We start from the raw sequence: 25033 nt of genomic DNA on the forward strand, positions 1-25033 counted from the left end.
TGACGGACATCACAAGCCGGGCGTACCGCCGATGAGGAACTCGCCGACCGACGACTCGGTGGCCCAGTCGAGCCCGAAGGTGCGGGCCGCCAGCTCGGCGTCGCCCGCGCCGAGGCCGCAGGGAGACAGGCCCATCGCGGTGGCCACGAGATAGAAGGTCTGGTAGAGCACGCCGACGTTCTTCAGCGACGCGGCGTAGGCCAGGCCGGCGTACTTCCACGACATGCGCTGGAAGCGCGAGGTGATGGTGATCAGGACGTCGGGCTGCGCCATGTAACCGGTCGACATGCTCGCGACGGCCAGCATCGCCCGCTGGTCCTCGTCCCTGGCCGCCAGCCCGACGAGGCGGTGGCCGAGCGGGTCGTAGTAGTAGACGCCGCCCGCCAGCCCTTCGCACTCCCGGACGGTCAGGTAGAGCTCCAGTTCGTGGCAGGCGCCGCCGCCGGGGTAGGGGCGGCTGCTGGTCTCGTACGGCGCCCCTTCGGTCGGGCCGAAGACGGCCCTGACCCGGGCGGTCCGGTAGAGCAGCTCGCCGAGCTGGCGGGCCGTGAGGACCGAGGCGTAGGAGCGGACGGACCGGCGGCCTTCGAGCACCGTCGTGAACGCCGGGCCGGGCTCGTCGAGCGAGGGCCGGAACAGTTCGGTGATCGGGCCCTCCGGCAGCGGTTTGAGCGCCGGTTCCGGCGGCGTCTCGTCGCGGAAGCGGAAGGTGGCCCCGACGGGCTGGTCGTGCCTGCCCACCCGGGACCTGTTGTGGAAGAGCAGGTCGTGGAACTCCCAGGCGCGCAGCGCGGGGTGGTCGTCCTCGACCAGGTCGTCGCCCGCCATCCCCGTCGCGACCAGGTGGGCCAGCGCCTCGGGCGCCTCCTTCACCATGACGCCCCGGGCCAGCGCCGCGATCAGGGGCATGGCCTCCTCGGTCAGGGTGACCCGGTGCCGCGACAGCGGCGACTCCAGGATCAGGCCGTCGTCCGACCGGCGGACCAGCGCGAACCGCGACAGCCGCACGGTGTCGTCGGGCGCCAGGCGCGGCAGCCGGAACGTCGCGTCGCGGGCGATCGGGGTGACCCGCAGCACCGGCTCGACCGTGCGCACGAGCACCTGGTGCAGCCGGTCGAGCACCAGGTAGAGCAGCGCCACCTCCTCGCTCGTCCCGCCCGCCGTCAGCAGGCGTTCGGCGAGGTCGTCCTCGTGGACGAGGGCGCCGGGGAGCTCGCCGAGCAGCGCCGCGATGCGCGGGGTCAGGCCGCGCGCGGCCTGCGTGCCGAAGGTGTGGGAGATGGTCAGCACGCCGTACTGCCAGGTGACGACGGCGTCCGGGCGCAGGCCGATCACAGGAACATCGTGATGGGGTTCATCTGGTCCTCCGGGGTCGGTTCGGACAGCCAGCCGAGCTGGACGGGCACGTCGTAGAGGCGGCCGGGCGCCAGCCGCCGCCAGAAGTGCCGCATCCCCGGCACCACGACCTTGACCACGGGCAGCCCGATGTCGGGCCGGGTCTGGTCGAGGACGAGCATCTCCATCCCGCGCTCCTCGACCAGGGCGCGGGCCGAGGCGACGTCGTCGAGCAGGTCGCCGGTGGCCGGCCGGTCGTACGCCGAGGCGGCGACGGGCGTACCGGACGGAGCGAGGTAGGGGTGGTCGGCGATCCGCGCGTTCTTCCACCAGTTGATCTGGTCGCCCTCATGGAAGCGGTAGCGGGTGCGGCCGTCGGCGCCGACGTCGATGACGGCGGGGATGAACTGGTTCATCTCGGTGAGGGCCCGCTGGACGGCGATGCGCGCGTCGAAGTGGGCGCCGAAGGCCATCACGATGTCCTCCGTCGGCCCGTTGAGGCGGCGGCTGACCGAGACGGCGACCGGCACGCCCAGGTCGTTGGTGAGGTCGAGGACCTGGATGTCGCGGCCGAGGCTTGCGTACACCTCCTGGAACTCGCTCATCCACGGGTCGTTGAAGCTGTCGAGGTCGAAGGCGGGCCGCCGGAGGCGGTTGTACCACCACACGGCCACCGCGTCGCGTTCGACGAGCTCCATGAAGCCCTGGACGACGGCGTCCTCCAGCGAGGAGCCCGCGGCGTTGCCGTTGGAGTCGGCCCAGGCGTAGTTCGGCCCGGAGGGGTCCTTCTCCTGGTGGTAGTAGTACAGGTAGCCGGTCGGCAGGTACTTGTGCCGCTGCTCGGTGAGCGACCAGACCGGGGTCCAGTCGATCACGGCGTCCTCGTCGAGAGGGTCGTTGACGAAGTCGTAGCCGGCCACGGCCTTCCGTTCCTTCCGCACGCGGTACTGCTCGTCGCTGTAGAGCGAGCAGGCGTTCGGGTGCAGGGCGTCGGCGCCGAGTTCGCGCAGGCTCGCCGCGCGACGCGACTCGTCGCCCTGGAACATGCCCGAGTAGCGCTCCATCGCCTCGCACATGGCGCTGACCTTGGCCTGCAGGTCGGTCGTGCCCTTCCCGGCGCTCTGGCTGCGCAGCCCGGCCCGCAGGCCGCTCAGGTCGCGGATCTGCCGGGAGAAGTTGTGCCCGGCGGCGTAGGTCTTGACGAACGGGGTGCCCGTCTCGATCTTGGTGAGCTCCTTGACGACGCCGGTGACGGGGCTGATGAGGTGGCCGTACCGCTCGAAGGTGTCCTCCGGGTGGCGGGAGCGGTGGCCGCCGTCGGCGGTGAACGACTTGGGCCGCGACTCCAGCGCCAGCGGCCGCTCGGCCTGGGCGGCCATCATCCCGGGATCGCCGCACTCGGGGCACTGCGGGCGGGCGCGGAGCTTGTGGCGGTCGGTGCCGAGCCGCTGGGTGTCGAGGGTGATCACGTCGCCCTGCTGCGGGGAGCGCGCCCCGGCCAGCCACTTCACCACTTCGGCGGCGACCAGGCGCAGGCCCGCGTCGCGGGTGAGCGGCAGGTCGGCGGTGGGCATGGCCAGCGGCCGGTTGCTGCGCAGCCGGTTCTCCAGGTAGGAGACCGACTGCCGGTGCCCTTCGAGCCGCTGCGTCAGGCAGCGCCAGCAGCCGCCCTCGCCGGGCTGGAAGACGGGCCCGACCCAGAGCACCGGCCCGACCGGCCGGGCCAGCAGCCAGGGCCGGCCCTCCTTCAGGTGCGCCCGGTTGATCTCGGCGAGCTCCTCGCGCAGGTAGTCGTCGGTCAGCACGACGGTCAGCGCGCCCTCGCCGGGGTGGACGCCCTCGGCGGCCAGCAGGCCCGTGAGCTCCTCGCCCGAGACGTCGCCCACGGTGACCACTTCGGCCCGCCCGGTCCGCACGCCCTCGGCCGCCTTCTCGCCCTGCAGCCCGGCCATCTCCCAGTAGGCGGCGGTCGCCCGGTCGAGGTCCTGGGTGACGTCGACCAGGAGGCGGCGCTCCTTCAGCTGGTGGAGCGCGAAGAAGACGTGCTCCGGCGGGATGTCGGCCTCGACGGCGGTCAGGATGTCGGAGACGGTGTGCTTGCCGTCGAGCAGGCCCGCCACCGCCTCGATGGAGCGTCCGGTGAGCAGGTGCAGGTCACGCTCGGATACGAGGAAGACCCCTTCGCCCTCGATGACCTCCACGCGGAAGTGCCGGCGAAATCCAGGCCTGGCGTCCATGGTGTTCCTTTCAGTGCACGAGTCAGCGCACGAGCCGGAGGGAGGCGACCTCGTCGTCGGCCAGCCGGAGAAGGGTGAGCCCCGCGGCGGCCAGGCCGTTGACGGCCGACAGGGAGAGCCGGTCGGCCCGCCGCCGGTCGGCGAACCAGCGGCCGGTGTGGTCGCGGCGGAGGAGCAGTTCGGCGGCCAGGTCCCGGGCGGTGCGCGCGAGCCCCTGGTCTCCGGTCAGGCGGGCGGTGTGTATGGCCATCTCCGCGTCCACCACGAGGGCGGCGCAGGAGCGGGCGGGGGTGGGGGCGCAGTGACGTGCGACGTGGTCGCGCAGGTCGGCCGGGACCTCGCCGGTGAGGGCGTGGGCGGTGGCGACCGCGGCGAGCAGCGAGCCGGGGGTGTCGAGGGCGAACCGGTGCGCCGTCAGCGACTCGGCGGGGGTCTCGCCGAGCGCGGCGGTGCTGCTGGCGAGCGCCCACGCGAGCCCGTCGGCGCCGGTGGGCAGCCCGGCGAGGGCGGGCACGCGGGGCGGGTAGGGCAGCCGGGCCGTGTTCCCGGCCAGCAGGTCCCGATGCAGCCGCTCGGCCAGCGCGTCGGCCGCCGGCACCGCCGTGGCCGACGCCTCCCGCAGTCGGTGGACGGCCAGCAGCAGGCCGGCCCGCCCGAGCACGGGTTCGGCCGACGTCGTCCCGTCGAGTTGCGCCTCGGCCAGCGGAAGCAGCTCGGCTGCCCGCTCGACCAGCCGGGTGTCGCCCAGCGCGTCGCCGCAGCGGCTCAGCGCGTAGACGGCCGAGCCGATGCCGACGAAGGCGCCGACCGGTGCCAGGCCGCCGCACATCCGGCGGTAGACGGCCGACTGCGCCGACAGCGTGGCGAACTCGACCGAGGCGTCGAGGGCCTCCTGGGCGGCGGTCCAGTGGCCGGGGGCGCCGGTGTTGGCGTACAGCTCGGAGAGGAAGACGGCCAGGCCGGCGGTGCCGGTCAGCAGGTCGCCGTGCAGGGGTTCGACCTGGTCGAGGCCGTGGGCGGGGTAGCTGACCACGCCGAGCCAGGCCGACCGGTCGCCCCCGACCGGGACGGCGGCCGCCAGGATCTCGTTCGCGAGGTCGCCCGCGCGGGCGAGCAGTTCCTCGACCGGCGGCTCGTCGCCCCTGGCCGACTGCTCGTAGGCGTGCAGGCCGATCTCGCGGATCGTGCGGGGCCGGGGGGCCGCGACCGGGAACGACACGGGCACCTCGGCGGCGCCGGTGATGTCGAGGCAGGTCTGCAGCACCCCGAGGTGCTCCTCCAGCGGGAACCCCGCGAGGTCGGCGACCCGGTCCTGGAGCCGCTGCCAGGCGGTGCCGCTGAAGTGGCCGGGGATCTCGACGCCGTCGGGCGTGAAGGCCGAGTCGGAGGCGGGTTTGGACAGGAAGAGCGGGATGTCCATGCGGCGGAACGCGTCGATCTCCTGCTCGATGATCTCCAGGATGTCGGTGCGGCCCGGGTCCACCCGGAGCGTCCCCATGGCGCTGCGGAACAGGTGGGCCAGGCACACCTCCCTGGCCACGCCGTCGACCAGCGCCCCGGGGCTGACGCTCATGCGCAGCATGTCGCCGCAGTCGAAGGTGCTGCGCCAGATGTAGCGGACCGGCGCCTCCTCCAGCAGGGCCAGGGGGCCGTAGTCGTCGGCGAGCAGCTCCTGGTTGCGCTCCAGGCACGCCTGCATCTGCCGGTAGCCCTCGGCCACCTCGTCGGCGTAGTGGCGCGGGTCGGCCAGCTCGCCGTCACCCCAGGTCGGCCGGTAGGGCGGCTCCTCCCACCCGGCCGGGAACCCGGCGGAGTTCTCCGCGATCTGCTCCCGCAGCGCGGCCAGGCAGCCGACGTCCTGCGCCTGCACGCCCCCCGCGATCGGCCGGGGGAAGGAGACCACGGCGGTCTTGACCACCGTGTCCTCGACCTTCCCCCACAGCGCCTCGATCCGCTCGCCGATGACGGCCGGCTGGCTGATGCGTCCCTGCAGGACGTTCTCCAGGTCGATGAAGGCCGGGGTCTCGCCGATCGCGACGAGGTTGTCGGCCCACAGGTCGCGGCATTCGAGGAACTGGGCGAGCCGGGCGAACATGCCGAGCCGGGTGTAGAACCGGCGCACGCTCTCCTCGTCGGTGCCGGGCTCGGCGACGACGTACTCCTCCCAGCCGTAGCCGTCGCGCAGCACGACCTCGCGGGTATGGAGGGCCAGCGGCAGGCCGTGGTTGTTGAGCAGGGTGCAGACGTCCATCAGCCCGGCGACCGAACGCAGGTCCTTCGGCTTGTAGACCACCCGCTCCCCCGAGGCGAAGGTGAGCAGGGTGACCACCCGGCCGTGGTTGTGCAGGTCGCCCGAGTCGCCGGAGTAGCCGGTCACCGGGCCGGGCGCGGCCCAGCCCCACAGGGTCCGGCGCAGCCGGGGCAGGTCGGCGCGGAGCCGGTCGAACAGCTCGTGGACGACCCGCCGCCACTGGAGGCACGTCATGCCCATGACGTAGGCGAGACCGGGCAGCGTCTCCAGCCGGTCGAGCCAGCCCGACTGGCTGACGTCCAGGCCGGGGCTCTGCAGCCACGACGACAGGTCGTTCGAAGTCCCGGCGAGCTGGGCCTCGAACGCGAACCCGGCCCAGCACGCCTGCGTCAGCCGCTCGATGAGCTGGCCCGCGATGTCCTCCCGGGCCTCCGCCGTGACGGGGACGCCGCGGACCGACCCGTCCTTGACGTCCACGAGCCGGTTCATGGCGCGCCGAAACGCCACGAACGGGGCCCCGGGGCGTCCGGTCGCCGGGTCGGCCGCGGCCGTGGGGGGCTGCGCGAGCAGGAAGTCCACCAGGGCGTATCCCCAGTCGGGCAGCCGTCGGGGGTCGGCGAGCTGGACGTCGACGAGCCCGGCGCCGAGGTCGCGGCCCGACCGGTTGCGGTGGTGCAGCACCGCGCGCTTGGCGTCCTCGTCGTCGCCGACCGCCGCCTTGAGCCAGCGCTGGGTCCGCTCGGAGGCCTGCCGTCGTGACCGCCCCACGACCGGGACGAAATGGTCGCCCGCCACCCGCTCGTGGAACGGCGCGGCCGAGGCGATCACCGCCATCAGCCGGGCGTCCCCGCCGGGTACCGAGAGCAGTCCCTCGTGCTGCGGGATCGTGACCGGCATTTCAGACCTCCTGTCGGCGGACCATCCGGGCGAACAGCTCGTTGTCCTCCATCAGCTCCTCGAAGGTGCCGTTGGCGACGACCCTGCCCTGGTCGAGTACGTAGATCCGATCGGCCGATCTGATGGTGCTCAGCCGGTGCGCGATCACGATCCGGGTGATGTCGAGTTCGGCGATCCGGCGGCTGACCAGCGCCTGCGTGACGTTGTCGAGGGCGCTGGTCGCCTCGTCGAGGATGAGCACCCGGGGCCGCTTGACCAGCGCCCTGGCGATGAGCAGCCGTTGCAGCTCGCCGCCGGAGAAGGAGGCGTTGTCCTCGCTGATGATGGTGTGCATCCCCATGGGCAGCCGGGCGATGTCGCCGTCGAGGTCGGCGAGCCGGGCCGCCCGCCAGGCGTCCTCCTCGCGGGCGCCGGGCACGTCGCCGATGATGTTCTCCAGCACCGAGCCGCGCAGCACCCGGGCCTGCTGCATCACCACGCCCACCTGGGTGCGGACCCGCCGCAGGTCGAGGTCGCGCAGGTCACCGCCGTCGTAGAGGACCTGTCCGGTACGCGGCGGCTCGAAGCCCAGCAGCAGGCGCACGAGCGTCGACTTGCCCGCGCCGGAGTGGCCGGTGACGGCGACGAACTCGCCGGGCCGGAACACCATGGAGACCTCTTCGAGGATCTGCTTGGCGGTGCCCGGGTAGGCGAACGACACGTCGTGCAGCCGGACCAGCCCGACCAGCTCGCCCGGGTCCTTGGCCCCCGGCGGCGTCTCCGGCGCCCGCTCCAGCAGCGGCTTCAGCCGCTCGAACCGGGGCAGCAGCGCGAAGGCCGCCTCCACCGCCCGGCTGACCTGGCCGAGCGCCAGCACGAACTGGCCCAGCGCCACGGCCGCGACCACGAACGAGGCCGCCGGCACACCCAGCGACAACCCCGTGAAGGCGAGCAGGAGCAGCAGCAGCGGCTGGGCCGCCGCGCCGATCGCCGCCGACACCGCCCGTTCCCGCCGGGCCGCCGAAGCGGCGCCCTGCTGCGCGGAGAACGCCCGCGACCACAGGCCGAAGACCTGCGCCTCCCGGCCGGCGACGTGGATCTTGTCGATGGCGCTGAGGCACGCGTACAGGAGCGAGTAGATCCGGCCGTACTCCTCGTGCATGACCAGCTCGTGCTTCTGCTGGCGTACGGCGAGCACGGCCAGGACGGCCAGCAGCACCAGCACCCCGCCGAGCACGACCAGCGCCAGCCGCCAGTCGACGGTCACCAGGATCAGCAGGCCGAGCAGCGAGAACACGCCGCCGAGCAGCGAGTTGACCGCCGCCTCGCCGAGCGCCTTGCGCATGTCGGCCACGGCGTTGGCCCGGTGGACCAGGTTGCCGGTGCTGTATTGGGAGTAGAACGGCAGGTCGAGCGAGACGAGATGGCTCCAGATGGCCGGTTCGAGCCGTTCCTGGAGACGGCCCTGCACCCGCACGAGCACCGCGTTGCGCACGGCCAGGAGCAGGGTGCTCGCGGCCACCGCGCCCGCGATGACGACCGCGATCCAGATCATGGCCGGTTGGTCGGCCGGGTTCTGCGCGGCGGTCAGCAGGACGAAGGTGAGCATCGGCACGCCGAGCGCGAGCAGCGCCGCCCCGGCGCCGGCCGCCAGCAGCCCGGCCAGTTCGCGGCCCGCGCCGCGCAGGCCGTACTTGAGCAGGGCGAGCGGCGAGGTGATGCCCTCGTCGAGCGGCGGGTAGATCTGCCAGGCGTGCCCGTCGAGGGTGGCGGCCACCTCGTCGGTGACCCGGCGCCGCTCCTCCGAGGGGTCGGAGATCAGGTAGCCGCCCTTGTGCGGCAACAGCGCGACCGGCCGGCCGCCGGCCTTGAGGAAGCCGACCAGCGGGACGGTCGCCTCGCGCCACCAGCCGTCGTCCAGGAGCACCTTCCGGTGCCGGGCCCTGGCCAGGTCCAGCGCCGCGCCGAGCGGGTCGGTGGAGGCGGGGTCGATGGGGTGCGTGGCGAACCCGCAGTGGTCGCCGAGCGCCTTGACGACCTCCACGGCCCGGTCGGCGGCCGTACGCGGGCTTCCGGGCACCGGCGCGACCCCGGCGGCGGCCGCGATGTCGGCGAACGACCGGCGCAGCATGTCGTCGGAGGCCTGGGCACGGGCCGCCCGCCAGTGGTCGCGGTCGGCCTCCTCCGCCTCGGCCAGCATGAGCACCCGTGTGAGGGTGCCCCGGTGGAGGTCGCGCAGGCTGGGCTGGGCGTCGGCGGCGGTGGGGCCGTTGAGGCGGCGTACCCACGAGGAGACGGCGTCGGCGTCGCGCCGGACGCGGCGGACCGAGGCGCCCTCGGCGGGCGAGGCCACGACGGTGTAGCCGCCGGGCAGGTCGGTGGCCGCGAACCCGTGCATGAGCTCGCCGCTCTCCACCCGGACCACGCGGTGGCGGGGGCCCGAGCCGTCGACGGGCGACAGCATCACGTCGACGGAACCGCTGACGACGGTCCAGCAGGCGTAGGGATCGATCAGCTCGATCTCGCTGACGGGGTATCCGCTCATGACGCTTCCTCGACGAGCGTGCGGTAGTGGCCGGGGACGGCGATGAGCTCGGCGTGGGTGCCGCGCTGGACGACCTTGCCCCGGTCGAGCACGAGGATCAGGTCGCTCTCGCGCACGGTGCTGAGCCGGTGGGCGATCACCACGCTGGTGCAGCCGCGTGACTTCACGTTGGCGTCCACGAACGCCTCGGTCTCGGCGTCGAGGGCGCTGGTCGCCTCGTCGAGCACCAGCACCGAGGGCGACAGCACGAGCGCCCGCGCGATCTCCAGCCGCTGCCGCTCGCCGCCCGACAGGTTGCGGCCCCGCTCCTGGATCCAGCCGCCCGACAGGCCGCCGCGGCGGGCGACGACGTCGGCGAGGCCGGCGTCCGACAGCGCCCGGTGCAGCCGGTACTGCGGGATCGTCGGGTCCCAGAGCGTCAGGTTGTCGGCCACGGTGCCCTCGAAGACCTGGAGGTTCTGCTCGACGTAGCCGATCGACGTGGTGAGCGTCTCGCGGGGCCAGTGCTCCCGGGGGATGCCGTCGAGGAGGATCTGGCCCGACCACGGCTTGACCGCGCCGGTGAGCAGCCGGGCCACGGTCGACTTCCCGCTGCCGGTACGCCCCACGACGGAGACCCGCTGACCGGGTTCGACGCGGAACGACAGGCCGCTGATGACCGGGCCGCGCTGGCGGTCGTAGCCGAAGCTGACGTCGTGGAACTCGACCGCGCCGCGCAGGCCGCCGTCGGTCTCGGGGGCGCCGGGGAGGGCGGCGTACTGGGGGTCGGGTTCGGCGCTGATCGCGTCGTCGTACATGCTGGTCTGGGCGACCGCGATCTGGGCCTCGGCGCCGATGCCGACCAGGGCGGTGACCGGCACCAGGAAGGCGCCGACGAGGAGCTGGGCGGCGATGACCGTGGCCAGGGTGACCTCGCCGTTGGCCATCAGCACCGCGCCGGTGATCACCATGGTCGCGCCGGCGAGCGAGCCGAGCGCGGCGGGGACCGCCAGGAGCGCCTGGGTGGTCCGCATGAGGTCCTGGGTGGTCGCCAGCGCCTTGGCCGACAGGCCGGCCCACTTCTGGAAGAACCAGCCCTCGGCGCCGTCGGCCTTCAGCGACTCGGCCATCGAGATGCCGTTGAAGGCCATGCCGTCGCGGCGGTGCTCGTCGAAGAGCAGCTTCTGCTGGTGCGGGGCGGCGGCGCGGCTGACCGCGCGCATCGCCAGCAGGTTGATCGCCGCCAGGGCGCCGGCGACCAGGGCGAAGGCCGGGTGGAAGGCGTACAGGATCGCCGAGTGCAGCAGCATCGTCAGGATCGCCGCCACCGCGGCGGCGGCCCGGTCGGACAGCAGGATGGCCAGGCCCGCGCCGAAGGAGGTCTTCATGACCAGGCCGCCGGTCATCCGCCGGTGGAAGAAGTCGCCCGGCAGCCGGAGCAGTCGCCACATGTACCGGCCCGACAGGTCGGCCGACATCGCGGTCTGCACCGCGCCGAGCAGCCGCTGCTGCAGCCAGGTCCCGACCAGGGTGAAGGCGGCGCAGGCCAGCAGCCCGAGCAGCACGGGCGCCGACCACGTGGTCTCCCCGGCGATGAGCACCTCGCCCAGCAGCAGCCGGGTGAGCAGCGCGGTCGCCACGGCGGGCAGCGCGAGCATGAAGGCCATCACGGCGATGGCGAGCAGGGTGGAGAGGTAGGGCCGCACCTTCGTCAGCGCGGAGCGGACCAGCGGGAAGCGCTTCCCCCCGGCCTTGAAGCCCTCGCCGGGACGCGGCACCAAAACGATCCCGCTGAACCGCTTGCGGAAGTCCGGCCGGGTGAGCCTGATCCGGCCGACTGCGGGGTCGTTGATGTACGCCCACTTCTTCCGCATCCCCTCCAGCACCACGAAGTGGCGCTGGTCGACGAAGATCATCGAGGGGACGGGGTAGTCCGCCAGCTCGTCGGCGTCGAGGCGGAAGCCGGTGATGTCGAAGCCGTACTCCTCGGCCGCCTTCTTGAGCCCCGCCCCCGACAGGCCGTCGCGCCCGACGCCCGACCGCTCCCTGATCTCGTGGAGGGGGACGCGCAGGCCGTGGTAGGCGAAGACCATGCTGAGGCAGGCGGGCCCGCAGTCGGCGTCCTCCATCTGCGGGCGGCGCTCGGTGCGGACCGGCCGCGTCGCGGTCCTAGCCACGGGGACCCCCGTGGAACAGCGCGTCGACGGGACGGACGGTGGCGACCGTGATCTCCCCGGCGACGGGGGTCAGCGTGGCCCCCGGCCAGGCCGGGCGGTCGAGGTCGACGGTCACCAGGTAGCGGCCGTCGGCCTTGAGCGCGTCGCCGTAGACGGGGCGCAGCTGGTCGTTCGAGGCGGGGTAGGGGTCGACGGCGCTGACCCTGCCGAGGCCCGCGCCGCTGACGGCGACGCTCTGACCTGCGGTGAGCGCACCGATCCGGTCGTGGCCGACCAGGAGCACGGCCTTCAGCGGCCCGGTGGCGGGATCGACGACCACGACGGGGGCGCCGGCCGCCAGGGCCGTGCCCGGCACGGCGGTGCGGATCACCCGGCCGGCCGACGTGCCCGTGACGACGCGCCGGCTGCCGTCGGCGTCGGCGAGCACGGCCAGCGGCGTGCCCGGCGTCACCTCCTGCCCGGCCCGGACGAACACCTCGGCCAGGCTGCCCGCGACGGGGGCCGCGACCGGAGCCGGACCGCTGCCCGTCACCAGCACGCCGGAGGCGAGGACGACGTCGCGCACCTGCCCGAGCCAGGCCCAGCCGGCTCCGCTGCCGGCCACCACGACGAGCGCGACCGCGGCCAGCCACGCCTTGGTCCGCACCGTGGAGACGAGCTGCTCGATCCGCTCGCCCCCGGACGTCTCGACGGCGGTGGTCGTCATCGGGAGACCTGCAGGAAGCAGAAGCAGAAGTCCAGGCAGGGCGGCACGACGGCCACCGGGGCGCTGAGGGTCTCGACGACGACCTCGGCGAGCGGCCGGGGAGGCAGCGCCGGCGCGACGATCCCCTCGGCGAGGTGGATGTCGTATTCGGCCAGGACCGCGGCGGGCTCGCGTTCGTAGCGGAGCCGGAGGCCGGCGTCGGACCATGCGTGCGCGGTCAGCTCGCCGAACACTCTGCGCTGGGCGGTGTCCAGGCCGTTGGTGTCTAGGGTCATCACAGGTCTCCCCTCAGCGTGGTATGAGATGCTTCAATGGCGGGGTGGTGGGCATCTGGACTGCCCACCACCCAGCGCCGGAATGACTGGTGGTTCAGCTGTTCTGGCGGGAGAAACACCCGGTGGGGCAGCTCACGGTGCCGATCGTGCTGAGGGCGGCGCCGGCCGACGCCTCCAGGCTCTCCAGGTCGATGGCGTGCTCGGGCCGTTCGGGCAACGGGGGCACGGCGAGGTCGCCCGGCCAGTCGATGCCCGCCGCCGCGAGTGCGGCGCGGGGGTCCCGTTCGAAGTCCTCCCTGAGCGCCTCGTCTGACCAGGCGCGGGCGGAGAACCTTGCGAACCGGGTGCGGAGTTCGGGGGGCAGCGTCGAGTCTTCCGGCATTGATGTCACCTCATTCGGCGGCTCCGGTTCCGGCGCTTCGCGCTTTCTCCGGAGGTGGGGAAGGGGACCGCCTGTGCCATCAGTTTTGCTATCGGCCTGGGCACGAACCAGAAACGACCATCACGGACATCAAGTGATATTCATCATGTACGGGGCGCGCTACGTGAGGTGCTGACCCCGGTGCGCGAACTCGCGCATCTCGCGCTGGGCCTCCAGCGCCACGTCGAGCATGCCGCGCAGCTGCTTCCGGACCGTCTCGGCGTCGCCGTCGGCGTTGCCGAGCACCGCGAAGCCCTGCCGGGCGATGGTGTCGAGCCGGCTGCCGAGGATGCCCTCCAGCTCCCCCATGGCCCGCACCCGCTGCGCGGCCACCTCGGCGGCGACGAGTTCGGCCCTGGTCTCGTAGAGGACCCGCGCCGTCTCCGCGAACCGGGTGAGCGCCGCGAGCAGGATCGACGCCACCGCGACGATCAGAATCCACGACATGGCCATCGCGGGGGTGTCGCCGAGGGCCAGCGACTTGGGCAGCTCCACGACGAGCACCAGCGCGAACGCGGGCAGGGCCCACCTGCGCGAGAGGAACCCCAGCGCCGTCGCGGCGAGGAAGACGCCCGAGATGGCCCACCACTCGCCCAGCAGCGGCAGCGGCGCGTAGACGAGCACGGACATCGCCCCGGCGATCCACCAGCGTCTACGGCCGCGCGCGCCCATGGCGGCCCAGGCGTAGAGGGCGACCACGGCGGCGCCCAGGATCACGGCGGGGACGGCCCGGCCGGGGTCGTTCTGGATGTAGTGGGCGAAGGTCTGGCTGATGAGGAACAGTGCGAACGCGACAACGGCGGCCCGCCCGACCCGCACCTCAAGGGGTGCGCGAACGGACGTCCGCTGCCCGGAATCTCCCGGTCTGCTCACAACCGGATCATGACCCTCCGCTGCCACTTAGGCAACGGGTCAGTCGGTGAACGTCCCGGGGCGCGCAGGCGGAACCGCGCCGCCGGGACGATCACATCGAAGGGGTCAGGCGCAGCCGTAGGTGCCGGCGGTGCCGGCGCAGCCGCCGATGGTGCCGAGCGTGCCGGCGGTGCCGACACAGCCCTCGACCTGGGCGCCGGCCGCCACCTGCAGGTCTTCGACGCTGAACTCGCCCTCCGGGCGGGCGGGCAGCAGCGGGGTGGGCACGCCCTCGGGGATCACGACGCCGTACTCGGCGAGCAGCTCGCGGGGCTCGGCCTCGAAGCGGGCCTTGACGTCCTCGTCCGCCCACGCGGCGGCGATCAGGCGGGCGAACTTCGCGCGGTCCTCGTCACCGAGAATGTAGATGCTTTCGGCCATCGGGGCACTCTCCTTATTCGCCTCGGCACGCGCCGAGATTCGACGGGAGTGGCAGCGGGCATCTGGACTGCTCGCTGCGCTTCTGTCATGTGTCCAGATTCGCAAGAACGGGCCGGCGCCGCCAGAAACGATTAACACTTTCCGCATGTGATGAGCGTCATATGAATTCGATGACACGAAATGAAAAATGCCCCGGAGGCGCGCGGAAACCGCGCCTCCGGGGCAGATCAGGTCGGCGTGACTACATCGCGGCGGCGGCCGAGCCGTAGGTCCCGGCGGTGCCGAAGCAGCCGCCGATGGTGCCCAGCGTGCCTGCGGTGCCGGCCGTGCCCTCGGCCTGCGCACCGGCCGCCATCTCCAGCTCCTCGACGCTGAACTCGCCCTCGGGGCGGGCGGGCAGCGGCGGGGTCGGGATGCCCTCGGGAATGACGACGCCGTACTCGGCGAGCACCGCGCGGGGCTCGGCCTCGAAGCGGGTCTTGACGTCCTCGTCGGACCAGGCGGCAGCGATCAGGCGGGCGAACTTCTGGCGGTCTTCGTCACCGAGAACGTAAATGCTTTCAGCCATGGGGGCACTTCTCCTTTTCGGAGATTCGGCGGGAGTGGCAGCGGGCATCTGGACTGCTCGCTGCCGTTCGTCATGTATTCAGATTCGCCGGATCAGCCTTTTACGACCAGAAACAAGTAACACCAGCCGGATATGACAATCATCATGCGGGGGCCGTGATACCGCCGGGTCCGGACCGGCCGCCGGCATTGCGGCGGGGACGCTCTCGGTCCGGAGCGTCACTCAGGTGCGGTTGCTACGGCGTGGTCGGGATGGCGCGGGGCGGGCAGAACGACGGGTTGGTCCAGCCCCACCACTGGTCGCCGTTGTAGGCGTTCCAGCGGCAGCTGATGGTCGCGGTGGCGTTGTAGTGGCAGATGATCTGGCCGTAGCCCTGGACCCACGAGTGGATCCAGCGGGTGGTGTTGGTGTCGTCGACGATCGTCCACGGACACATGTAGGGGGTGGTCGGGTTCGCCTGAGCCGGCCCGGCGAAAAGGATGAGCGGGATGGCGGCGGCCGCCGCGACCGCCCCCATCGCGGCGGCGATGCGCTTGCGCAGCAAGATTGTCCCTTTCTTGGCGTGATGCCGAAAACTACTGACGTGATGAACGTAACAGTGTGACGGATTCACGCAAGGACTGGATGTCAATGGGAATGCCTGTTAATCTCCTACGCTGCCTCGGAGATGATTCCAGGCGAGTTCGAGGACGGCCGCACCGGCCGCCTGCATGGGCTCGCGGGTGACGTGGCGGCCGACCGACTCCGCGTCGAACGGGACCCCCTTCGTCGCGCGCCCCTCGTCGTTCGCGCCGGTCATCGCGCCGAAGAGGGCGTCGAAGGTGCGCGCCTCGATGACGGTGACGGCGAGGATGTCGGTGGCGAAGGTGAGCGGATCCACGCCGACGCCGAGCACCAGCGAACGCAGGTCGCCGCTCTCACGGGCGTCGGTCAGCCGCCGGTAGAGCGGCCAGGTCTCGTAGTCGAACTCCGGGCCGTAGTGCTCCGACCGCCCGAGGAACTCCTCGGCGTATTCGCGGACCACGCACTTCCACAGGTCGAAGTCGGCCCGCTCGGCCCGCGGGCTCTCCTCCGACGGCTGGAACACCCCGACGGGCATGACCTGGAACAGCCCTCCCCCGTGGGCGACCAGCGCCGGGTCCCGCCAGTGCAGCACGAAGGTGACCTCGCCGGTCTCGCGGTCGTGCCGCAGGGTCAGCATCGAGATCGCGGGATGCGCGGGCCGGGCCCGCAGATCGGTCGGATCGGGAACCATCCGCCGCAACGGCATCTCGCCCGGACTCAGGGATGCGGCGGCGAACTCGTGGGCGATGGCTTCGCCCACGTTGACCGCGTCGAAGTACATCCCCCGGGTGAAGGTGAGTTCCGGCCAGGTCACGTCGAGGAGGCGGTAGCAGGTGCGGTTCTCGAAGAGCTTCGGCTTGTCGAAGGTCTCCATGGCCTCCGCGTAGGTCATCCCGCTCGGCGCCGGCACCGGCGGCGTCTCGTCGGTCCAGCGCAGCACGACCTCGTGCAGGTCGAGAGGCTCGGGCAGCGACCAGGCGAGGCGGGTCAACAGGCGGGTGGAGCCCACCCGGGGCTGATCGGGGTAGAGCAGGTCGGCCCGCCGGGCGAGGGCGTGGCGGTTCGCGTTGAGGTGGCGGCGGACCTCGCGCCAGGAGTTCATCCGGGCAACACTAAGGGCTCCGGCAGGGGGATCCGGAGCCCTCGGTCGTCAGGTCAGACGCGGTCGGCGGCGATCAGCAGGTATTGGAAGCTGCCGTTCTTGTACGCGTTCAGGAACGCCTCCTCGATCCCCGTCACCAGGTGCGACTTGGCCCGCAGCTCCCAGTAGGGGATGGTGGCCGCCGTCAGGTCGACGACGCTCACGGGGACCAGCCGGTTGTTGGCCATCTCCCTGAAGTAGTTGCTGCGCGGATGGATGTCGCAGATGTAGTGGGCGTTGATCTGGCTGATCGCCTTCGACGGAAGGCCGTAGGCGTCGTTGTAGCAGCCGGTGATGGTCACGTAGCGCCCCCCGCGCGCCAGCAGGCGCGAGTGCTCCTTGAACAGGAGGGCGAGTTCGACGTACATGGTGCTCTCGTTGTTCCAGATCGCCTGGTACGACCCCGTCTCGAAGCCGGTGTCGAGCATGTTGCGCAGGTGGAAGCGCACCCGGTCGTCGACGCCGCGCAGTTTCGCCTGTTCGTTGGCGAACTCGACCTGGGACTCGGAGATGGAGATGCCGTCGACGTGGGAGCCGTAGCGCAGATTGGCGACCAGCGACGAGCCGCCGCGGCCCGAGCCGGCGTCAAGGAGGCGGTGGTGGGGTTTGACGTCGCCGAGGTGGCTCAGCAGGAAGTCGGACTGGGCCGACTCCAGGCGGTGGAGCTCCCTGGTCATGCGCTCTTCGCGGGTCTCCTTCGGTCCCTCCAAGACCGACCAGTCGACGTCGCCGATGCCGTAGTGGTGGTGGTAGATGCCGTCGACCTCACCCAGGCGGAGATTCACTGGGTTCTTCTCGGTGTTCCAATAATCAGCCACGGAGCGCTGGTAATCGCTTTGGGTGATGGTCACCGAAGGAATTTCCTTTCGCTATCTGTACCTGTCGCTGGATCCGTGCCATTCGAGACAGCCGGCCATCCACGCCTGGGCGCCGCGCAGGAAACGCTGGAGTTCCGTGGAGGGAACGGCGGCCAATGATTTCTGGCTGGCTTCGAAACCCCGGACGAAGTCGTTGTGGAGGGCAACGGCGCGTTCGGTGGCCTCGCGGATGGAGCATTTCTCCTCGGCGGCGATGAGCAGCACCACGTTGGAGTCGGGCAGTTCGTCGGCGGCCTCCTTCTCCGCCGAGTAGAGGTCGTTGACGATGACGCTGGCGGTCCCGGCCTGCATGAGCGCCGTGTGAAACCGCCGGTCGGCGAAGAGGTCGGCGGGGAGGGCATATTCGCCCACGACGTCGATGAGGACCATCGAGGTGTAGAAGCTGTCGTGCTGCCGGGCGGCCAGGTAGCGCCACACCGGCGGCGGCGCCTCGAAGTAGCGCCAGGCGGCGTAGGCGGTCCAGCTCACGAACATCTGCGAGGTGATGTTGCACGCCCGCATCACCTGCGACGGGGTGGCGTGGCGGCTCAGGTGGGCGGTGGCCGAGCGCAGCGCGCGCAGCACCGGGTCGGCGGCGATCGCCTCTTCGAGCTGGACGGTGTAGGCGCCGGCCGGGGGCGGCGGGTCCATCGCCGAGGTGACCAGGGCCAGCCTGGGCGGCAGTTCGGTCGGGGTGGCGCCCAGATCGGTCTCGTCGGCGTAGTAGTCGTCGGCGGCCCACCAGGCGGCGTTCATCTGGGCGGCGATCAGGATCAGGTCGGGTTCGTCGGTGTCGGCGTGGGCCAGAGTGGCGAGCCGGCCGAACCCGGTGTCGCGGAAGGTCTCGATGCGGCCCTCGTGGAGGCCGACGCTCTCGGCCCACGCGACCAGGCGGCGGTTGACCTCTTCGCCGAGGGCGTCGTTCACCCGCACCGTCTCGGGGACGTAGAGCGGCGGATGGCTGCCGTCGCCCCATTCCCGCTCGCGATAGGGCAGCGGAGTCAGGCCGTAACGGCGGACGACCAGAGTCGGATCGAGTGACGGCGAGGGCGGCTGGTGCCCGTCGACGATCGCCGGGAGCTCGGGCGGATCGGCGGCGGGGACCCGGAGTGCGGAGGTGCCCAGACCGGTGGGGCCCGGCAACCGCCCTGACGGAATTTCGCTCGATTCGGGCATCAAGCCCCCTCCTGGAATTCGCCGAATTCACAAGCGGTCTTTTTCGGCGCGTCTTCCATAGGCAAGAGAATGCGCAATGAGGCCCCCGAAAAGAAAAGCGATCCCCCGTCTCGCCGCCAATACTAAAGGCCACCCCACGGTCACGCAATGGTCATTCCCAGTGCCCGCGATATCCCGAAATCGACCATTAAGCACGGGAAATGTCCGGGCCCGGCCGCCGCGGCCCCGTCCACCGGGAAGGCACGAAAGTTGAGTAGGGGGATACTCAATCGCCCGCCGGCGGCCCGGTGCTCCGATGTGCCCAAGGCCAGGAGTACGCCAGGAGGACTCGCATGCCGGATTATCGGGCGCCAGGTGTCTACGTCGAGGAACTGTCCGCCGCCGGGCCGGTCTCCGGTGTCGGCACCAGCACGGCCGCCTTCATCGGACCGGCACTGCGCGGCCCGACCGGGCAACCGACGAAGATCACCAACTGGACCCAGTTCACGGCCCAGTTCGGCGACTACATCAACGCGCCGAGGCGTTATCTGGCGCACGCCGTCCGCGGCTTCTTCGACAACGGCGGCGGCGTCGCCTACGTGACGAGGGTGGGCACGGCGACGCGTGCGGCCCTGGAACTGAAAGACCGGGGCAACCCGGCCGCGACGGCGCTGGTCGTCCGCGCCCGCGAGGACGGACCGGCCGGCAACGCCATCAAGGTGGCCGTCCGCGCGGCCCAGGTCGTGCCCGACGCCAAGGTCCTGCAGGTCAAGGTCGAGGGCGCGTCCGCCACCGGCGACGTCGTCACCCTGCCCACCGCCGACGACGCCCGCAAGTTCGCGCCCGGTGACCTGGTCGACGTGGGCGGCACGGTCGCGGAGGTCAGCCGGGTGCGCGGCAGGGAACTCGTGCTCACCGCCCCGCTGGCCGCCCCCGTCGACAACAAGCCGGTCCGCACCGCCGACCTCCGGCCGGGCCAGCGGCGGTTCAGAGTCGACAAGCCCAAGGGCATCGAGCGGGGCACCGTGCTCACCCTCAAGCACGAGGCCGTCACCGAGACGGTGATCGTCGAACGGGTGAGCGGCGACACCGTGGAGATCGGCGGCGCGCTGACCGGCACCTACGCCGCCCCGCCGGCGGTCACCTCCTCCGAGTTCTCACTCGACGTCGTGGCGCCGAACGGCGTCCTGACCGCCTTCGACAACCTGTCGATGGATCCCCGCCACAGCCGCCACTTCGCGGGCGTGGTGGCCTCGCCGCTGGTCGACGTCGAACTCCCGGCCGAACCCGGCCTCCAGGCGCCCCCCGCCAACCTCCCCGTGGCGAAGGCCGCGACCGCGCTGGCCGGCGGCACGGCCGACCGTCCCGACGGCGTCGACGCGACCTCCTACGAGAGGGCCCTGGCCGCGCTCGAACGGGTCGGCGACGTCACGATCGTGTGCGTCCCCGACGCGGTCACGCTCCCCGGCGTCCAGCAGAAGGTGGTCGAGCACTGCGAGAAGATGGGCGACCGGTTCGCCGTCCTCGACGCGCCTGACGCGGCCTCCCCGCTGGCGGCCGGCGGCGTGCTCGACCGCCGGGAGCTGCTGACCTCCGACCGCGGCTACGCCGCCGTCTACTACCCCTGGCTGGTGATCGCCGACCCGGCGGGCCGGGGCACTCTCGCCGTCCCGCCGTCGGGCCACCTCGCCGGGGTCTACGCCCGGAGCGACGCCCGTCAGGGCGTGCACAAGGCGCCCGCCAACGAGACGGTGACCGGCGCGTCCGGGGTGACACGGGCGCTCGACGTCGCCGAGCAGGGGGAGCTCAACGACGCCGGGGTGAACGTCATCCAGACCTTCGCCGGGAACGCCCGCCCGGTGGTCTGGGGTGCCCGGACCACCGCGCCGAGGCACGAGACGGCCTGGCGCTACATCAATGTCCGGCGGCTGTTCCTCTTCCTGGAGGAGTCGCTGCGGGAGGGGCTGCGCTGGGTGGTCTTCCAGCCCAACGACCTGTCTCTGCGCAAACGCGTCGAACGGACGGTCGGCGAGTTCCTCACCCGGGTGTGGACCGACGGAGCGCTGTTCGGGGCGACCGCCGACGAGGCGTTCTACGTGAAGGTCGACGACGAGAACAACCCGGCCGAGGTGCGTGACCTCGGGCGGCTGGTGGTGGACATCGGGGTGGCGCCGGTCCGGCCCGCGGAGTTCGTGGTGATCCGGATCGGCATGTCGCAGGGCGGCTCCCAGGTACGGGAAGGCTAGAGATGGCACAGACAGGGGTGCGGGTCGACCCGTACGTCAACTTCAACTTCCTGGTCGAGCTCGACGGCATCGCCCAGGCCAGCTTCATGGAGTGCACCGGCATCGAGTCGGTGACCGAGGTCGTCGAGACCCGGGAGGGCGGCCACAACACGACCGTCCGGAAGAGCCCCGGCAAGACCACCTATTCCGACCTCACCCTCAAATGGGGGCTGACCGACTCCAGCGAGTTGTGGGAGTGGCGGCAGTCGATCATCCAGGGGCGGGTGCTGCGCAAGAACGGGTCGATCGTCGTCTACGACCTGGCCAACCGCAGTGAGGTGGCCCGCTGGAACTTCGTCGACGCCTGGCCCACCAAGTGGGAGGGCCCCGCGTTCAACGCCACCGGCCACGAGGTCGCGGTCGAGACCCTCGTCCTCGTGCACGAGGGCATCACCAGGGCGGAGTGACCATGTCGGGCTTCAGCACGGAGCACGAGTTCAGGCTGCCACTGGGCTACCTCGACGCCGACGGCACGCTCCACCGCGACGGGGTGATGCGGCTCGCCACGGCGGCCGACGAGATCCTGCCGATGAAGGATCCCCGGGTGCGGGCGCTGCCGACGTACCTGATCGTGATCCTGCTCGCCCGTGTGGTGGTGCGGCTGGGCACGTTGCCCCAGGTCGATCCGGGCGTGGTCGAAGGGCTGTTCTCCCAGGACCTGACCTATCTGCAGGAGCTCTACAACCGCGTCAACGGGCTGACGCCGCCCGCGGTCGCGGTGACCTGCCCCCACTGCGAGGCCGGGTTCGAGATGGAGGCCCCGCTGCCGGGGGAATCCGCGGCTACCCCCTGGAACGGGTCTACCAGGAGGTCGCCCAACTCGGACGTCACGTCCACTGGACCCACACCGAGCTGATGAACCTTGACCACGACGAGCGGCGGCGCTGGCTGGCGACCGTGCTCGCGCAGGCCGAGAGGGGGTGACCGCGATGGGGACACCGGTGGAGACATTGGGAGAACGGCTGGCCGGGCGGGCCCGTGAGCTGCGGGGCCGCAGAACGGTCGTCCCGGCCTGGCTGCCGGCGCTCGCGCCGATGCTCGATCGGGCGCGTTCGCTGCCGATGCCCGACGACAGCCCCCGGCGGCGGGTCGAGGCGCGCGTCGCCGCCGTCGACCGGCCCCGGCCGGCGCCGGAGTGGCCCGCCGGGATGCCGCTGCGCGGGGACCTGCGTGAGCGGCTGGTGCCCGTGGTCGGTCCCGCGATCGACCGGGTCCGCGTCCACACCGGCGAACGGGCCGGGCAGGTCGCGGCGGCCCACCACGCCGAGGCCGTGACCATCGGCACCGAGATCTTCCTCGGCCCGCAGGCCGGTCCCGACGACGTGGCGCTGCTCGCGCACGAGGTCTGGCACGCCACCGAACCGGCCCGTGGCGGCGGAGCGGGCCACCGGTCGACCGAGCGCGGCGTGGCCGAGGAGGAACTGCTCGCCCTCGCCGTCGAGCACCGCTTCCTCGACGGGCCGCCGTCCGTGCGGGGCCGATCCCCGGGAGCCGCCCCGCCACCCGTGCCGTCGTCACCCTCCGGCGTGCCGGTGCCGTTCCGGTCGGCCGGGCCGCCCCTGCCACCCGGGCCACCCGGGCAACCCGTGTCATCCGGACCGGCGCCGATCGCCGCCGTCGGTCCCGCCGGCCAGCCCATGGCGGCGCGACCCGGACGCCACCCGGAGACGCCCACCGCCGCGCTCGACCCCGGGGCGCTGCACGCGATGGTGCGCGAGGTGGTCAGGGGCGAGCTGCTCGACCAGGCCACCCGGCGGCTACGGGCCGACCTGTCGATCGAGCTGGAACGGGGGGCGTGATCGTGGCGGTCCAACTGGCCAAGGCGCTGATCGTCGACACCCACACGGGTGACCGCATGCCGGTCATGTACAACCCCGACGAATACCGCATCGAGCAGGGCAACGAGCTGGCCGAGATCGGGATCCCGGGGCTGGCCGCGTCGCCGGTGCAGTACGTCCGGGGCCGCGCCAGAACCCTGACGATGGACCTGTTCTTCGACACCTACGAGCGGCAGACCGACGTGCGGGCCTTCACCAACCGGCTGGCCGGGCTGCTCAGGCCCGCGCCCAGGAGCTTCGCTCCCCCGGTTCTGCTGTTCGTGATGGGCCGCTTCTCGTTCCGGTGCGTGCTGGCCGAGGCCGACCAGCGGTTCACCATGTTCCTGCCCGACGGTACGCCGGTGCGGGCCCGCGTGTCGGTCGCGTTCCGCGAGTTCACCGAGGTCGAGGTGGAGACGCGGCGCGGCTTCTTCGCCGGCCCGCCGACGCTCCACGACATCACCGACCGCGACACGCTGCCCGGCCTGGCCGCGACCTATCTGGGCGACCCCGGCCGCTGGCGGGAGATCGCCGACGCCAACGACCTGCTCGACCCGCTGCGCCTGCGCCTCGGCAGGCCCCTCGTCATCCCGGAGCGGTGATGGACACCTTCGCGCCCCGGGCCGACGTCCGGATCAGCGGCGTCACTCTCTCCGCCGATGTCAGCCGCCACCTGCTCAGCGTGCGCTACGACAACTCGCTGGAACTGGCCGACATGTTCACCGTCGTGCTGGACAACAGCGGGCACCGCTTCACCGACTCCCCGCTCTTCGACCTGGGCAAGGACGTCGAGATCCACCTCGGCTACGGCGACCGGCTCACCCCGATGATGCTGGGCGAGATCGCCTCCATCGAGCCCGACTTCCCCGAATCGGGCGCCCCGACGATCACCATCAGGGGCTACGACAAGTCCCACCGGCTGCGCCACGAGATGCCCGACCGCCCGGCGTTCCGGTTCAGCAACGACAGCGCCGTCGCCGCCCAGATCGCGCTGGAGGCCGGGCTGATCCCGGTCGTCGACCCGGCGCCGTTCGCCCACACGGTGCTGCACCGCTCCTCCACCGACATGGCCCTGCTCAAGGAACGGGCCGCCGCCAACTTCTTCGACGTGTACGTCTGGTGGGACAAGCTCTACTTCCGCTTCCCCCGCCCGCAGACCGAGGCCCCGGTCCTGGAGTGGGGTGTCAACCTGTCGTCGCTCAGCCCGAGGGTGAGCAATTCGGGCATGGCCGGGCTCCAGGTCGTCCGGGGCTACAGCCAGGAGCTGGCGCAGAGCATCGTCGGCGTGATGAGCGCCACCGCGCTCGACCTCGACTCGATCCTCGAACGAATGGGCAGCGCCGCGCTCGGGGCGCTGACCGGGCTCGGCCGCCGGGTCGTGCGCGGCCGGCCGGTCACCACCCCGCTCGACGCCGTCGCGCTGGCCAAGGCCCTGCTGCAGCAGCTCCTCGAAGGTCTCTACGAAGCCAGCGGCACCTGCGTCGGCCTGCCCGAGCTGCGGGCGGGCCGGTTCGTCGCGATCCGCGGCGTGGGGAAGAGGTTCAGCGGCATGTACCGCCTCAAGCGGGTCGTGCACACCCTCGACGGGCGGGGGTACCGCACCGAGTTCGAGGTCACCCAGAAGGCCGGCGCCCATGTCGTCCAGCTGCTGCGCAAGGCGCTGTCGGAGGACCCGCCGCCAGACCGGGGCGAGTCTCCGCAGGGGGTGGCGGTCGCCGAGGTGGTGGCCGCCGACCCGATCCGCTACCAGGTCATGATCCGGTTCCCCTGGTTCTCCGACATCCCCGACGTGGTGGCGGCGCCGGTGGCGACCCCGATGGCGGGCTCGGGGGCGGGCCTGTTCTGCCTGCCCGATCCGGGCGACCAGGTGCTGGTGGCCTTCGAGCACGGAGACTTCAACCGGCCGTACGTCATCGGCTCCCTGTGGAGCGTCACCACCCCCAAACCGGTCACCAGCCCGATCAACACGGTCCGGCGGATCCAGAGCCCCGGCGGCCACAGCATCACCCTCGACGACACCCCCGGCCTGGAGAAGATCGTCATCGAGCACTCCACGGGCAGCTCCCTGACCTTCACCTCCACCGGAAACCTGGAGATCGTCGCCAACAACGTCACCGTGAAGGTGACCGGGACCATGGACGTGAGCAGGGGGATATGAGCGACGAGGTGCTGACCACCGCGAGTGGCCTCACGTGTGACCACCGGGGAACGGCGACCCCCGCGGCGACGCATCCGCTCACCGTGGGCGCAACCGCCGTCGTTCTGACGCAGGCCGACCTGCTCGCCGCCGGGGTGACCGCCTGCGTACAGGTCGACGACTCCTCCAGCGCGCCACCGACCAAGAAGTGCCGGAAGGTGCTCCAGCTCGACGCCGGCATGTCCACCTGCCTGACGGTGGGCGGCGTGCCGGTCCTCGTCACGACGGGCTTCCTCGCGGTGACCGACGGCCTGAACAAGACCCCCTCGGTCCCCCCGCCCGCCCCACCGGCCACGCCGCTCTCCGCGCGCCTGGCCGCACAGGCCGGTCAGACCGTGCTGAAGGGAGCCTGAA

General features: G+C 71.8%; 23 protein-coding genes. 8 read left to right on the plus strand and 15 right to left on the minus strand.

All coding sequences use genetic code 11. The features are described from left to right. Positions 1-9 precede the first annotated feature (9 nt). From FDA94_RS09080 to FDA94_RS09150, 15 genes are all read right to left on the minus strand, one after another. Positions 10-1335, minus strand: a complete 1326-nt coding sequence (locus tag FDA94_RS09080) for a SagB/ThcOx family dehydrogenase (RefSeq protein WP_137246593.1) — start codon at positions 1333-1335, stop codon at positions 10-12. Then, a complete protein-coding gene (locus FDA94_RS09085; protein WP_137246594.1) occupies positions 1332-3572 on the minus strand; it encodes a TOMM precursor leader peptide-binding protein in 2241 nt (746 codons plus the stop codon). Before FDA94_RS09085 ends, FDA94_RS09080 begins: the two co-directional genes overlap by 4 nt. 22 nt (positions 3573-3594) lie before the next feature. After that, positions 3595-6720, minus strand: coding sequence for a type 2 lanthipeptide synthetase LanM (gene lanM, locus FDA94_RS09090; RefSeq protein WP_137246595.1), 3126 nt, complete (start codon positions 6718-6720; stop codon positions 3595-3597). Between the two features lies 1 nt (position 6721). After that, on the minus strand, positions 6722-9244 hold the full coding sequence (locus FDA94_RS09095) for an ATP-binding cassette domain-containing protein (protein WP_137246596.1): 2523 nt from the start codon (positions 9242-9244) through the stop codon (positions 6722-6724). Then, entirely contained in the window at positions 9241-11400 is a 2160-nt protein-coding gene (locus FDA94_RS09100) for a cysteine peptidase family C39 domain-containing protein (RefSeq protein ID WP_137246597.1), read from the minus strand. Before FDA94_RS09100 ends, FDA94_RS09095 begins: the two co-directional genes overlap by 4 nt. Continuing rightward, entirely contained in the window at positions 11393-12106 is a 714-nt protein-coding gene (locus tag FDA94_RS09105; RefSeq protein ID WP_137246598.1) for a biotin/lipoyl-binding protein, read from the minus strand. Before FDA94_RS09105 ends, FDA94_RS09100 begins: the two co-directional genes overlap by 8 nt. Continuing rightward, positions 12103-12381 (minus strand): putative TOMM peptide, encoded by a 279-nt coding sequence (locus tag FDA94_RS09110; protein ID WP_137246599.1) that lies wholly within the window; start codon positions 12379-12381, stop codon positions 12103-12105. Before FDA94_RS09110 ends, FDA94_RS09105 begins: the two co-directional genes overlap by 4 nt. Positions 12382-12475: 94 nt before the next feature. Further along, complete coding sequence (locus tag FDA94_RS09115) at positions 12476-12763, minus strand: hypothetical protein (RefSeq protein ID WP_137246600.1); 288 nt, start codon at positions 12761-12763, stop codon at positions 12476-12478. 159 nt (positions 12764-12922) lie between these two features. Beyond that, positions 12923-13675 (minus strand): hypothetical protein, encoded by a 753-nt coding sequence (locus FDA94_RS09120; protein ID WP_137246601.1) that lies wholly within the window; start codon positions 13673-13675, stop codon positions 12923-12925. 105 nt (positions 13676-13780) lie between these two features. After that, entirely contained in the window at positions 13781-14095 is a 315-nt protein-coding gene (locus FDA94_RS09125) for a thiocillin family RiPP (RefSeq protein ID WP_137246602.1), read from the minus strand. A 241-nt stretch (positions 14096-14336) separates the two neighbouring features. Beyond that, complete coding sequence (locus FDA94_RS09130) at positions 14337-14663, minus strand: thiocillin family RiPP (protein WP_170990853.1); 327 nt, start codon at positions 14661-14663, stop codon at positions 14337-14339. Positions 14664-14898: 235 nt separating this feature from the next. Further along, positions 14899-15207 (minus strand): hypothetical protein, encoded by a 309-nt coding sequence (locus FDA94_RS09135; RefSeq protein WP_137246604.1) that lies wholly within the window; start codon positions 15205-15207, stop codon positions 14899-14901. 99 nt (positions 15208-15306) lie between these two features. Then, complete coding sequence (locus FDA94_RS09140) at positions 15307-16329, minus strand: transcriptional regulator (RefSeq protein ID WP_137246605.1); 1023 nt, start codon at positions 16327-16329, stop codon at positions 15307-15309. Positions 16330-16382: 53 nt separating this feature from the next. Beyond that, complete coding sequence (locus FDA94_RS09145; protein WP_137246606.1) at positions 16383-17228, minus strand: geranyl diphosphate 2-C-methyltransferase; 846 nt, start codon at positions 17226-17228, stop codon at positions 16383-16385. A gap of 9 nt (positions 17229-17237) precedes the next feature. Next, on the minus strand, positions 17238-18401 hold the full coding sequence (locus FDA94_RS09150) for a family 2 encapsulin nanocompartment cargo protein terpene cyclase (RefSeq protein WP_137246607.1): 1164 nt from the start codon (positions 18399-18401) through the stop codon (positions 17238-17240). A gap of 332 nt (positions 18402-18733) precedes the next feature. Here FDA94_RS09150 and FDA94_RS09155 point away from each other — a divergent pair, with 332 nt between their 5' ends. Genes FDA94_RS09155 through FDA94_RS09185 form a run of 8 tightly spaced genes read left to right on the plus strand, consistent with a single transcriptional unit; the run spans position 18734 to position 25032 of the window. Beyond that, positions 18734-20626: a phage tail sheath subtilisin-like domain-containing protein gene (locus tag FDA94_RS09155; protein ID WP_137246608.1), complete on the plus strand. Its 1893-nt coding sequence runs from the start codon at positions 18734-18736 to the stop codon at positions 20624-20626. 2 nt (positions 20627-20628) lie between these two features. Continuing rightward, positions 20629-21072 carry a phage tail protein gene (locus tag FDA94_RS09160; RefSeq protein WP_137246609.1) on the plus strand — a complete coding sequence of 148 codons (444 nt, stop codon included), beginning with the start codon at positions 20629-20631 and terminating at the stop codon, positions 21070-21072. 2 nt (positions 21073-21074) lie between these two features. After that, entirely contained in the window at positions 21075-21521 is a 447-nt protein-coding gene (locus tag FDA94_RS09165) for a hypothetical protein (RefSeq protein ID WP_212735241.1), read from the plus strand. Then, positions 21455-21589, plus strand: coding sequence for a DUF6760 family protein (locus tag FDA94_RS41495; protein WP_425460138.1), 135 nt, complete (start codon positions 21455-21457; stop codon positions 21587-21589). The genes FDA94_RS09165 and FDA94_RS41495 overlap by 67 nt, the downstream gene beginning before the upstream one ends. A gap of 5 nt (positions 21590-21594) precedes the next feature. Beyond that, positions 21595-22464 (plus strand): eCIS core domain-containing protein, encoded by an 870-nt coding sequence (locus tag FDA94_RS09170; protein WP_137246610.1) that lies wholly within the window; start codon positions 21595-21597, stop codon positions 22462-22464. Continuing rightward, a complete protein-coding gene (locus FDA94_RS09175) occupies positions 22461-23084 on the plus strand; it encodes a CIS tube protein (protein ID WP_137246611.1) in 624 nt (207 codons plus the stop codon). The genes FDA94_RS09170 and FDA94_RS09175 overlap by 4 nt, the downstream gene beginning before the upstream one ends. Continuing rightward, positions 23084-24640, plus strand: a complete 1557-nt coding sequence (locus FDA94_RS09180; protein WP_137246612.1) for a phage baseplate assembly protein V — start codon at positions 23084-23086, stop codon at positions 24638-24640. The genes FDA94_RS09175 and FDA94_RS09180 overlap by 1 nt, the downstream gene beginning before the upstream one ends. Next, positions 24637-25032 (plus strand): hypothetical protein, encoded by a 396-nt coding sequence (locus tag FDA94_RS09185; RefSeq protein ID WP_137246613.1) that lies wholly within the window; start codon positions 24637-24639, stop codon positions 25030-25032. Before FDA94_RS09180 ends, FDA94_RS09185 begins: the two co-directional genes overlap by 4 nt. Position 25033: the final 1 nt, after the last annotated feature.

The sequence above is a fragment of the Herbidospora galbida genome, assembly GCF_005233835.1.
In the GTDB taxonomy this organism is placed as follows: domain Bacteria; phylum Actinomycetota; class Actinomycetes; order Streptosporangiales; family Streptosporangiaceae; genus Herbidospora; species Herbidospora galbida.